At 50.9% G+C, this 12667-nt stretch carries 8 protein-coding genes and 3 tRNA genes; 8 read left to right on the forward strand and 3 right to left on the reverse strand.

From position 1 onward, the window contains the following. Positions 1–29 precede the first annotated feature (29 nt). The 3 genes from chiP to nagE form a co-directional block, all read right to left on the reverse strand. Positions 30–1436, reverse strand: coding sequence for a chitoporin (gene chiP, locus BZK41_RS01345; protein ID WP_003831346.1), 1407 nt, complete (start codon positions 1434–1436; stop codon positions 30–32). 436 nt (positions 1437–1872) lie between these two features. Next, positions 1873–3540 (reverse strand): glutamine--tRNA ligase, encoded by a 1668-nt coding sequence (glnS, locus tag BZK41_RS01355; protein WP_079936926.1) that lies wholly within the window; start codon positions 3538–3540, stop codon positions 1873–1875. A 187-nt stretch (positions 3541–3727) separates the two neighbouring features. After that, positions 3728–5677, reverse strand: coding sequence for a PTS N-acetyl glucosamine transporter subunit IIABC (nagE, locus tag BZK41_RS01360; protein WP_079936927.1), 1950 nt, complete (start codon positions 5675–5677; stop codon positions 3728–3730). 342 nt (positions 5678–6019) lie between these two features. Between nagE and nagB the strand changes: the two genes are divergently transcribed. The 8 genes from nagB (at position 6020) to BZK41_RS01405 (ending at position 12637) form a co-directional block, all read left to right on the forward strand. Then, positions 6020–6820 carry a glucosamine-6-phosphate deaminase gene (gene nagB, locus BZK41_RS01365; protein ID WP_003022803.1) on the forward strand — a complete coding sequence of 267 codons (801 nt, stop codon included), beginning with the start codon at positions 6020–6022 and terminating at the stop codon, positions 6818–6820. Positions 6821–6881: 61 nt separating this feature from the next. After that, on the forward strand, positions 6882–8030 hold the full coding sequence (gene nagA / locus BZK41_RS01370; RefSeq protein ID WP_079936928.1) for an N-acetylglucosamine-6-phosphate deacetylase: 1149 nt from the start codon (positions 6882–6884) through the stop codon (positions 8028–8030). An 8-nt stretch (positions 8031–8038) separates the two neighbouring features. Beyond that, positions 8039–9259 (forward strand): N-acetylglucosamine repressor, encoded by a 1221-nt coding sequence (locus tag BZK41_RS01375; RefSeq protein ID WP_043015581.1) that lies wholly within the window; start codon positions 8039–8041, stop codon positions 9257–9259. A 166-nt stretch (positions 9260–9425) separates the two neighbouring features. Continuing rightward, positions 9426–10178 carry a ribonucleotide monophosphatase NagD gene (gene nagD / locus BZK41_RS01380; RefSeq protein ID WP_003022792.1) on the forward strand — a complete coding sequence of 251 codons (753 nt, stop codon included), beginning with the start codon at positions 9426–9428 and terminating at the stop codon, positions 10176–10178. Positions 10179–10478: 300 nt separating this feature from the next. Next, positions 10479–12143, forward strand: coding sequence for an asparagine synthase B (asnB, locus tag BZK41_RS01390; protein WP_079936930.1), 1665 nt, complete (start codon positions 10479–10481; stop codon positions 12141–12143). Between the two features lie 224 nt (positions 12144–12367). Continuing rightward, positions 12368–12444 (forward strand) — tRNA-Met (locus BZK41_RS01395). 10 nt (positions 12445–12454) lie between these two features. Next, positions 12455–12539: transfer RNA gene (locus BZK41_RS01400), tRNA-Leu, on the forward strand. Positions 12540–12562: 23 nt separating this feature from the next. Continuing rightward, a tRNA-Gln gene (locus BZK41_RS01405) sits at positions 12563–12637 on the forward strand. Positions 12638–12667: the final 30 nt, after the last annotated feature.

Here is a 12667-nt window from a genome sequence, read left to right on the forward strand (position 1 = left end):
GGCAGGCACCCGGCCTGCCGCTGTTGGCATTAGAAGATGGTGAACGGAGCAATAACGATGAACTTCACGTCGCGCTCATCCTGGAACATGTTGCCGTAACCACCGCCCCAGCTCGGAATGTCTGAATGGTTGTCGTACTGAGTGAAGTGCAGCTTAAACATGGTGCCCTTCGCACGACCGTCCTGCAGGGTATAGACCGCATCCAGGCTGTAAGAAGACTCTTCGATAGTCCGGTTTTTGTCGTAGTACGCATCCGGGTTAAGCTGCCAGGTTGATGGCTTAGCATCCCATGCGTAAACATAGGAGGCGCCTACCGCCCAGCCCGGCAGATTCCAGTTTTTCAGGTCATACATTGCGCCGAAGAAGACTGCCTTTTCACCGTTGGCGTTAAAGTCAGAACGGTTATCCCACCAGACATCCAGACGACCGTTCGAAGAGGCGTAGGTTGGGGTCATACGCTGCAGGAAGTAACCCTGCTGGCCGTCCGCTTTAACCCAGGTCCCTTCCAGACGCAGGTCAACGACTTCCGCCACTTTGTAGCCAAAGGTCAACGCTTGCAGCCAGGCTGTGCCATCATAAATATCGTTCACGGTACGATCATCAACTTTGTCGCGTGCACCGTAGAACTGGTAGCTGGTGGTAAATGGGTTACCGCCTAAATCGAATTTGTAGCTGGCTTTTGCGAAGTACTGATCGACATAACCTTCAGACTGACCAAATGCCGCTTCCAGCAACAGGTTATTTTTGAAGTCATATTTCGCGCCAATCGAGTGCAGGTAATCAACGCTGGTCTTTTTATCCGCCTGATAGAATTTATCAACTTCGGTGTGCCACGGTGCTTTATATTCGTTAGCCCACATATAGGAGAAGCTCAGCGCGCCGGCATCACCATAGTCGAAGTTGGCACCAGCTTCAGCACCCTGATAGGTACCTGGCATAAAACTCCAGTGCGGTGCCAGCAGAGTCTGGCCGGTTGGCTGAATGTAACCGGCGCGGGCCCAGGTTGGGCCGTATTTAAATTTAGCTGCTGCTTTATAAAGGCTAATCCCGCTCTTATCGCCGGAGTAATCCTCGTCATAGCCTTTATTTTTGGAAGAGAATGCGATTTCGTTTGGATGGCCGCTTTCGCTACTTTCGTTCATTTCAATAGCGGTGAATGCTGCGATATCAATACCAAACATATCGGCCGCATAACCGGACTGGAAGTCGAGGTTAGCGTTCCAGGTGGAGTGAGAAAGGTTGGTTTTGTATTTGTCATGATCGGTCACATCTTTACGGTCACGCTCACGCTGCCAGTAATAGATGCCGCCGGTTAAGGTTGAGTCATCAATAAATCCTTCGGCGTGTACCTGGGGAGCGACAACAAAGCCCGACATTGCTGTGATACCGGCGATAGCCAGCGCCAGCGTACTACGTTTGCCACTAAACGTACGCATATGTTAATCCTCTTTGACATATAAAATGCTGCCGATAAAAGCGGTCAGCGAAAAAACAAAAATTAAAAAAGTAGCGCCAAGAAAACCTCAGTGACTACAATGAATAGACTATTTTTCGCGACGCGAATTATCAATCTCTTTCTGTAACGAGTATGTAATAGTATGAGCAACCGCACATATTTCATTGCTTTCTGTTACATTTTCATTGGGAGATAAAAAAGCGTTGAAAAAATGAAAAAAGCGCTTGTTTTCCATGGAGATGAAATCGGTTTCAGCCCATTTCACATTGAGGTAAGTTATTTAAACGCAAAAACATTCAGCTAAGCCATTATTACAAGCATGTAATTAATTCGCTCCGCAAATGGAGCCTGTTTCACGGTTTTTTTGCGAAAAAAAACGCCGCATGAAGCGGCGTTTAGAGAGGATGTGTTGCAGCTTATTCGCCCGCTTTAGCCCACGTATCACGCAGACCAACGGTACGGTTAAACACCAGCTTATCAGCCGTTGCATAACGGCTGTCCAGGCAGAAGTAACCTTCACGCTCAAACTGGAACGCTTTACCTGCAACCGCTGCCTGCAGCGACGGTTCACCGTACCCCTGCTTAATGACCAGCGATTCCGGGTTAATAACGGACAGGAAGTCTTCCGCCGCACCTGGGTTTGGCACGCTAAACAGACGGTCGTACAGACGGATTTCAATCGGTAGCGCATGGGACGCGCTCACCCAGTGAATAACGCCTTTAACTTTACGACCATCGGCCGGATCTTTGCTCAGGGTATCGGCATCGTAGGTGCAGAAAATGGTGGTGATATTCCCTTCCGCATCTTTCTCAACACGTTCGGCTTTGATCACATAAGCATTACGCAGGCGTACTTCTTTGCCCATCACCAGACGCTTGTACTGCTTGTTCGCTTCTTCACGGAAGTCTGCACGATCGATCCAAATTTCACCGCTAAATGGCACTTCGCGGCTGCCCATTTCCGGTTTGTTCGGATGGTTAGGCATGGTGACCAGTTCACTTTCACCCTGCGGATAGTTTTCGATAACCAGTTTCACCGGATCGATAACTGCCATTGCGCGCGGGGCGTTTTCGTTCAGATCTTCGCGGATACAGGATTCCAGAGAAGCGATCTCAATGGTGTTGTCCTGCTTGGTCACGCCAATGCGTTTGCAGAACTCACGGATCGCGGCAGCGGTGTAACCACGACGACGCAGGCCAGAAATCGTCGGCATACGCGGATCGTCCCAGCCTTCAACGTGCTTGTCGGTCACCAGCAGGTTCAGCTTGCGCTTGGACATCACGGTATATTCCAGATTCAGGCGCGAGAATTCGTACTGGCGTGGATGAACCGGAATGGTGATGTTGTCCAGCACCCAGTCGTACAGACGACGGTTATCCTGGAACTCCAGCGTACACAGGGAATGCGTAATGCCTTCCAGCGCATCGCTGATGCAGTGGGTAAAGTCGTACATCGGGTAGATGCACCATTTGTTGCCGGTCTGGTGGTGTTCGGCGAACTTAATGCGGTACAGCACCGGATCGCGCATCACGATAAACGGCGAAGCCATATCGATTTTCGCGCGCAGACAGGCCTTACCTTCTTCAAAGCCACCGGTACGCATTTTTTCGAACAGCGCCAGGTTCTCTTCGACGCTACGATCGCGGTACGGGCTGTTTTTGCCAGGCGCAGTCAGCGTGCCGCGGTATTCGCGGATTTCGTCCGCTGACAGTTCGTCAACGTACGCCAGGCCTTTATTAATAAGCTCTACCGCATAGGCGTGAAGCTGATCGAAGTAATCCGAAGAGTAGCGAATGTCGCCAGTCCAGTGGAAACCTAACCATTCAACGTCGTTTTTAATCGACTCAACGTACTCGATATCTTCTTTAACCGGGTTCGTATCATCAAAACGCAGGTTGCACTGGCCCTGGTAATCTTGCGCAATGCCAAAGTTCAGACAAATGGATTTCGCGTGGCCAATGTGCAGATAGCCATTTGGCTCCGGCGGAAAACGGGTATGGATAGTGGTGTGCTTACCACTGGCCAGATCTTCATCGATGATCTGACGAATAAAGTTACTCGGGCGGGCTTCAGCCTCACTCATCGTGGATTCCTCAAAGCGTAAACAACGTATAACGGAGTATGATCTTATAAGCGACGTCAGGAGACAACTATTAGTTGCACAAAAAAGGTGTTTCAACAGGATATATGAGGGCATTTGCTGCAAAAAAAAGCGGCGGAGGAATATCCCCCGCCGCTTAAGGCACTTAACTCACTTTACTCAGGAGCAGTTATTTACCTTTAATCTCATACAGTGGTGTTTGACCAGCAACCACATGACCTTCGGCTTTAATGACCAGAGCGCCGAAATCATCGCTGTTGCTGCACACAACCGGGCTTATCATGGAACGTGCGTTAGCGTTCAGGAATTCCAGATCCATTTCCAGAATCGGTTGCCCTGCAGTAACTTCCGCACCTTCTTCAACCAGACGCTTGAAGCCTTTACCTTCCAGCGCTACGGTATCGATGCCCATATGGACCACGATTTCCGCGCCCTTAACAGTTTCCAGACAGAACGCATGGTTAGTGTTGAAGATTTTCACGATGGTACCCGCAGCCGGCGCAACCACGATTTTATCTGTTGGTTTCACCGCTACGCCGTCGCCTACAGCTTTGCTGGCGAAGGCTTCATCAGGAACCTGCTCCAGCGCTACTACGTCACCGGTAATCGGAGAAACCAGCGCTTCAACGGTGACTGCGTTCGCTACAGCCTGCGGTTTTACTACCGGAGCCGCTGCTGCTGGCGCACTTTCACCAGACGCTGCTGCCACCGGGCCACGCGCGACAACTTTCTTCATTTCGTCGCCGATGGATTCGGCTTTCGCACCCACGATGACCTGGATAGTTTGCTTGTTCAGCTTAACTACACCCGATGCACCTAAACGCTTACACATCGCATCGTTTACGCGACCGGAGTCGGCAACGGTCAGACGCAGACGAGTGATACAGGCATCAATCGCTTTCAGGTTATCAGTACCGCCAACCGCTGCAATGTAGTTGGTTGCCAGTTGAGCCAAACCTTCTTCAGTGTTGCTGTTGGCTTCTTCAGTAACGATATCGTCTTCTTTATCTTCGCGGCCCGGCGTTTTCAGGTTAAACATACGAATAACCGCGCTGAACAGCACAAAGTAGATGACGAAGAACACCAAGCCCATAGCGACCAGCATCCAGACGTTCTTACTTGCTGCCGGCAGGTTGTACATCAACACGTAGTCGATAGCACCTGCGGAGAAGGAGAAGCCTGCGTGGATCCCCAGCAGTGTTGCAACGAACAGGCTGATACCCGTTAACAGTGCGTGCAGGAGGTACAGCAGTGGAGCCAGGAACATGAACAGGAATTCCAGCGGCTCGGTAACACCGGTCAGGAACGCGGTGATCGCAACGGACAGCAGCATACCGCCAACCATCGGACGACGTGCTTTCGGAGCCGCGAAGTACATCGCCAGCGCCGCACCCGGCAGACCAAACATCATGATCGGGAAGAAGCCAGACATGAACATACCCGCAGTGCCGTCACCCGCGTAGAAGCGGTTGATGTCACCGTGGAATACGGTACCTGCAGCGTTAGTAAATTCGCCAATCTGGAACCAGGCGATAGTATTCAGCACCTGATGCAGACCGGTTGGGATCAGCAGACGGTTGATGAAACCAAAGATACCGGAACCCAGCGCGCCAGCGCCCACGATCCACTCACCACCCGCATGGATGGCGTTCTGTACCGGTGGCCATACGTAACCGAAGATAGCAGCCAGCACCAGACAGAAGAAGCCAGTGGCGATCGGCACAAAGCGTTTGCCGCCAAAAAAGCTCAGGAAGTCAGGCAGTTTGATACCAGACCAGCGGTTATACACGGCACCGCCGACCAAACCGGTGATGATACCAGCCAGCACGCCCATATTGATTGCAGGGTTAATGGTAACCATTGCTTTGGTCAATATGAAATAACCGACCGCACCTGCCAGTGCTGCTGCACCTGCACTGTCTTTTGACCAGCTGGAAGCAACACCGATCGCAAATATTAACGCGAGGTTATCAAAGATGGCCCCACCCGCTTGCGCGATGAAGGGTACGTTAAGTAAATCTGGTTGGCCGAATCGCAGCAGCAGTGCCGCGACTGGCAGCACAGCGATGGGGAGCTGTAACGCCCTACCCAGCCGCTGGAAAAAACCTAAAATATTCATTTTATTCCCCCTACGAGACCCCGATTAGGCTTCTTTGAAGCCATATTTTTATTGTGCGACCATTCCTGACAGCAAGATTCTGGAACAACGATATTAACCATTCATCTACATTCAGAGTGTGTGAAAAATTAATTCGTATCGCAAATTAAACGCATGTTTTTTGTGATTTCTGTCACCAAATATCGTTATTAACCCTCCCTTTCACTGGCTAACTACGAAAACTTATTTTATCATTCAAAAAATCGAAACGGATTGATCCTTACCGATGCAAAACCAGGTTACGCTTAATACTGCACAGAGACTCAATCCGCCAATTGCTTACATTTACTTTTGAGGTGAAGAATGAGACTGATCCCCCTGAATACCGCTGAACAAGTCGGCAAATGGGCTGCTCGCCATATCGTTAACCGTATTAACGCGTTCAAACCAACGGCAGATCGTCCGTTCGTTCTGGGCCTGCCGACTGGCGGTACTCCGCTGACAGCTTATAAAGCATTGGTTGAAATGCACAAAGCGGGCCAGGTGAGCTTCAAGCATGTTGTTACTTTCAACATGGACGAATATGTTGGCCTGCCGAAAGAGCATCCGGAAAGCTACCACAGCTTTATGCACCGCAATTTCTTTGATCACGTTGATATTCCAGCAGAAAACATCAACCTCCTCAATGGTAACGCGCCGGATATTGATGCAGAATGCCGTCAGTATGAAGAAAAAATCCGTTCTTACGGTAAAATCCACCTGTTTATGGGCGGTGTAGGCAACGATGGTCACATCGCGTTCAACGAACCTGCTTCCTCTTTGGCTTCCCGTACCCGCATCAAAACGCTGACTCACGACACACGTGTTGCTAACTCACGCTTCTTTGACGGCGACGTAAGCCAGGTGCCTAAATATGCGCTGACCGTTGGCGTGGGCACCCTGCTGGATGCTGAAGAAGTGATGATCCTGGTTCTGGGCCACCAAAAAGCACAGGCGCTGCAAGCCGCCGTTGAAGGCAACGTTAACCACATGTGGACCATCAGTTGCCTGCAGCTGCATCCAAAAGCCGTTGTGGTCTGCGATGAGCCTTCCACCATGGAACTGAAAGTGAAGACGCTGAAATACTTCAACGAGTTAGAAGCGGAAAATATTAAAGGTCTGTAATTGATGTCTCCGCCCTGTCGATAAGTTGCAGGGCGGCATTTTTTTGAAATCGGGGGTCGGAATGTATGCTTTAACCCAGGGCCGGATCTTTACCGGTCACGAAATTCTTGATGACCATGCGATTGTTGTCGCCAATGGCCTGATCGACAGCGTTTGCCCACTGGCTGAATTACCGTCAGGGATCGAACAGCGCTCACTGAATGGGGCCATTGTTTCCCCCGGTTTTATTGATGTACAGCTGAACGGCTGCGGCGGCGTACAGTTTAACGATACGGCAGAAGCCGTGACCGTTGAAACGCTAGAAATCATGCAGAAAGCCAATGAAAAATCTGGCTGCACCAACTATTTGCCAACGCTTATCACCACCAGCGATGACCTGATGAAACAAGGTGTTCGCGTGATGCGTGAATACCTGGCGAAACACCCGAATCAGGCATTAGGACTTCATCTTGAAGGCCCGTGGCTGAACCTGGTGAAAAAAGGCACCCATAATCCGGGATTTGTCCGTCAGCCGGACGCTGCGTTGGTTGATTACCTGTGCGATAATGCCGATGTGATCACCAAAGTCACACTGGCACCAGAAATGGTCCCGGTAGAGGTCATCACCAAACTGGTGAATGCGGGTATCGTGGTTTCTGCGGGTCACTCCAATGCAACGGTAAAAGAAGCAAAAATCGGCTTCCGTGCAGGTATTACCTTTGCAACGCATCTGTTCAACGCGATGCCGTACATTACCGGCCGCGAACCCGGTCTGGCGGGCGCTATTTTGGATGAAGCCGATATCTACTGCGGTATCATCGCCGATGGCCTGCATGTTGACTACGTTAACATTCGTAATGCTAAGCGCCTGAAAGGCGACAAGCTGTGCCTGGTCACTGACGCGACCGCGCCGGCAGGTGCAAACATTGAACAGTTCATTTTCGCTGGTAAAACAATATACTACCGCAATGGACTGTGTGTTGATGAGAATGGCACGTTAAGCGGTTCATCATTAACCATGATTGAAGGCGTACGCAATCTGGTCGAGCATGCAAATATCGCCCTCGACGAAGTCTTACGCATGGCAACGCTCTACCCTGCTCGCGCCATTGGCGTCGACAAACAACTCGGCAGCATCGCGCCAGGCAAAGTAGCCAACCTGACTGCGTTCACGCACGACTTTAAAATCATCAAGACCATCGTTAATGGCAACGAGGTCGTTACTGAGTAAGAGAAAGAATGACACCAGGCGGACAAGCTCAAATAGGTAATGTTGATCTCGTAAAACAGCTTAACAGCGCGGCGGTTTATCGCCTGATTGACCAGCATGGGCCAATCTCGCGAATTCAAATTGCCGAGCAAAGCCAGCTTGCCCCCGCCAGCGTAACCAAAATTACGCGTCAGTTGATCGAACGCGGGCTGATCAAAGAAGTCGATCAGCAGGCCTCCACCGGGGGCCGCCGCGCTATCTCTATCGTCACAGAAACCCGCAATTTCCACGCCATCGGCGTACGCCTGGGCCGTCACGACACAACGCTCACTCTCTATGATATGAGCAGTAAAGTGGTCGCCGAAGAGCATTACCCCCTCCCGGAGCGCACCCAGGAAACGCTGGAATATGCGCTGCTCAACACCATTGCCACCTTTATTGAGAGCTGCCAGCGGAAAATCCGTGAGCTGATCGCAATATCTGTCATCCTGCCAGGCCTTGTCGATCCTGAAAGCGGCGTCATCCGCTATATGCCACACATTCAGGTCGAAAACTGGGGACTGGTCGAAGCGCTCGAAAAACGCTTTAAAGTCACCTGCTTTGTTGGTCACGATATTCGCAGCCTGGCGCTGGCTGAGCACTATTTCGGGGCAAGTCAGGATTGCGAAGACTCTATTTTGGTGCGAGTGCACCGCGGAACCGGGGCAGGAATCATCTCCAATGGCCGAATTTTCATCGGTCGCAATGGCAACGTCGGCGAGATTGGTCATATTCAGGTAGAGCCGCTGGGTGAGCGCTGTCACTGCGGTAATTTCGGCTGTCTGGAAACCATTGCCGCCAATGCTTCTATTGAACATCGCGTGCAGAACTTACTGAAGCAGGGTTATCCAAGTCGACTCACGCTGGATGATTGCAGCATCAAAGCCATCTGTAAGGCAGCAAATAAAGGCGATAATCTGGCAGCAGAAGTCATTGAGCACGTTGGTCGCCACCTGGGTAAAACCATCGCCATCGCCATTAACTTGTTTAATCCACAAAAAATCGTCATTGCAGGCGAAATTACCGAGGCGGATAAGGTGCTGCTGCCTGCAATAGAAAGCTGTATCAACACGCAGGCGTTGAAGGCGTTTCGCCATAATTTACCGGTGGTTCGGTCCACGCTGGATCATCGCTCCGCCATTGGCGCTTTTGCGCTGGTGAAGCGCGCAATGCTCAACGGTACACTGCTGCAACGTTTGCTGGAAAACTAATACACGTCATTCTTCGAGCTGCCTCTGCGTTAGCTGCATCTGCTCACCCCGGTCACTTACTTCAGTAAGCTCCAGGGGTTCGCAGACTTGCCGCCTTGATGCAACTCGAATGATGTAGTGTATTTTGTGTATAGTAATGCCTTCTTTTTTTAATGTCGGATTGTCCATGGCCATTAAGAATGTAATTTGTGATATCGACGGCGTGCTGATGCACGACAATGTTGCCGTACCAGGTGCGGCAGAATTTCTGACTGGGATCCTGGAAAAAGGTCTGCCGTTAGTCCTGCTGACTAACTACCCTTCGCAGACCGGGCAAGATCTGGCAAACCGCTTTGCCACAGCGGGTGTGAATGTCCCTGATAGCGTCTTTTATACTTCCGCGATGGCTACCGCTGATTTTCTTCGTCGCCAGGAAGGGAAAAAGGCCTACGTGGTAGGCGAAGGCGCGTTAATTCACGAACTGTATAAAGCTGGATTTACCATTACCGACGTGAACCCCGATTTTGTGATTGTTGGCGAGACACGTTCTTATAACTGGGACATGATGCACAAAGCGGCGTATTTTGTCGCCAACGGCGCTCGTTTTATCGCCACTAACCCGGATACCCACGGTCGCGGCTTTTATCCCGCCTGTGGAGCGCTCTGTGCCGGTATTGAGAAGATCTCAGGTCGTAAACCGTTTTATGTCGGCAAACCCAGCCCGTGGATTATTCGAGCGGCGCTCAACAAAATGCAGGCGCACTCAGAAGAAACCGTTATCGTTGGCGACAACCTGCGTACCGATATTCTGGCTGGTTTCCAGGCGGGTCTGGAAACAATCCTGGTTCTGTCTGGCGTATCCAAGCTTGATGATATTGACAACATGCCGTTCAGACCAAGCTGGATTTACCCGTCCGTTGCGGAAATTGATGTGATTTAATTCGCAGGCCGGATAAGACACGAGTGCGTCTTATTCGGCAATTTTGCGGCGTTATGGCCAGATAGCGGCGTCAACGCCGTATCCAGCCTACGGCAGCCCCTCCATTTAATAAAACCGCCATAAAACTGGCGATTCATCAATAAACGCGTCTATTCTGTAATCTTTTTTCACTAATCCACAATGACCATTGCGTTTTTTATTTTTTGCCCCGTAATTCACTTGCGCCCTCTCCGCCTTTGCGGCATTTTCTTTATCAAGCAAACATAAAAAGCATCACGCAACAGGTTAACGGAGAAGGTTATGTGTTCTATTTTTGGCGTATTCGATATTAAAACTGACGCAGTTGAACTGCGTAAAAAGGCCCTGGAACTGTCTCGTCTGATGCGCCACCGCGGCCCGGACTGGTCAGGTATTTACGCCAGTGATAACGCCATTCTGGCACACGAACGTCTGTCCATCGTCGACGTCAATGCCGGTGCTCAACCGCTGTACAACGTGAAGAAGACACATATCCTGGCGGTTAACGGTGAAATTTATAACCACCAGACGCTGCGTGCTGAATACGGCGATCGCTACCAGTTCCAGACCGGTTCCGACTGCGAAGTTATCCTCGCGCTGTATCAGGAAAAAGGACCCGCGTTCCTCGATGACCTGCAAGGCATGTTTGCTTTTGCGCTGTACGACAGCGAGCAGGACGCCTACCTGATCGGTCGCGATCATATCGGGATCATCCCGCTGTATATGGGTTACGACGAGCACGGTAACTTCTACGTAGCGTCTGAAATGAAAGCGCTGGTTCCTGTATGCCGCACGATCAAAGAATTCCCGGCCGGTAGCTATTTGTGGAGTAAAGACGGTGAAATTCGTCAGTACTACCAGCGCGACTGGTTTGAATACGATGCGGTAAAAGATAACGTTACCGATAAAAACGAGCTGCGTCAGGCGCTGGAAGATGCGGTGAAAAGCCACCTGATGTCAGATGTTCCTTATGGAGTTCTGTTGTCCGGCGGTCTGGATTCATCCGTCATTTCCGCAATCACTAAAAAATACGCGGCACGCCGTGTTGAAGATCAGGAACGTAGCGAAGCCTGGTGGCCACAGCTGCACTCCTTCGCCGTCGGCCTGGAAGGCGCTCCGGATCTGAAAGCCGCGCAAGAGGTGGCGAACCATCTGGGTACTGTCCACCACGAGATCCACTTCACCGTGCAGGAAGGTCTGGATGCGATCCGCGACGTGATTTACCACATCGAAACTTACGATGTCACGACGATTCGCGCCTCAACGCCAATGTACTTAATGTCGCGTAAAATTAAAGCAATGGGCATTAAAATGGTGCTGTCGGGTGAAGGTTCTGACGAAGTGTTTGGCGGCTATCTCTACTTCCACAAAGCACCAGATGCGAAAGAACTGCACGAAGAAACCGTGCGCAAGTTGCAGGCGCTGCATATGTTCGACTGCGCCCGTGCCAACAAAGCCATGTCGGCCTGGGGCGTGGAAGCTCGCGTGCCTTTCCTGGATAAGAAATTCCTTGATGTGGCGATGCGCATCAACCCGCAGGATAAAATGTGCGGCAACGGCAAAATGGAGAAACACGTTCTGCGCGAATGTTTTGAGTCATACCTGCCGGCAAGCGTCGCATGGCGTCAAAAAGAGCAGTTCTCTGATGGTGTCGGTTACAGCTGGATTGACACACTGAAAGAGGTGGCTGCAGAACAAGTTTCAGACCAACAACTGGAAACTGCCAGCTTCCGTTTCCCGTACAACACGCCATCTTCCAAAGAAGCGTATTTGTACCGTGAGATTTTCGAAGAGTTATTCCCGGTAGCAAGCGCTGCCGAATGCGTGCCTGGCGGGCCGTCGGTTGCCTGTTCTTCTGCCAAGGCGATCGAATGGGATGAGGCGTTTAAAACCATGAACGATCCGTCTGGCCGCGCCGTTGGCGTACACCAGTCCGCTTATAAATAAGTTAATCCTTAGCTAAGAGCCCTGCGGGGCTCTTTTTTTATGTTTGTTTTCTGTGCAAAAAAACAATTAATAACTAATAATTGCCGAATATTGCGTCATGCTGTTCGCAACCTAACCAAACAGTCACATTCCAGCTATTTTCAATGAAAAAGGGGTTGACGCTTCAAGGCTCAATACGCATAATGCGCCCCGCAACGCCGATAAGGTTACGCGAAAAAAAAGATGGCTACGTAGCTCAGCTGGTTAGAGCACATCACTCATAATGATGGGGTCACAGGTTCGAATCCCGTCGTAGCCACCATCTTTTTTTTGCGGGAGTGGCGAAATTGGTAGACGCACCAGATTTAGGTTCTGGCGCCGCAAGGTGTGCGAGTTCAAGTCTCGCCTCCCGCACCATTCACCCGTAAGCGTTGCACGGATGGGGTATCGCCAAGCGGTAAGGCACCGGTTTTTGATACCGGCATTCCCTGGTTCGAATCCAGGTACCCCAGCCATTTTTTCTTCGATATAGCGGTTCACCGCAA

This window comes from Citrobacter sp. A316 (genome assembly GCF_002042945.1).
Lineage (GTDB): Bacteria > Pseudomonadota > Gammaproteobacteria > Enterobacterales > Enterobacteriaceae > Citrobacter > Citrobacter portucalensis.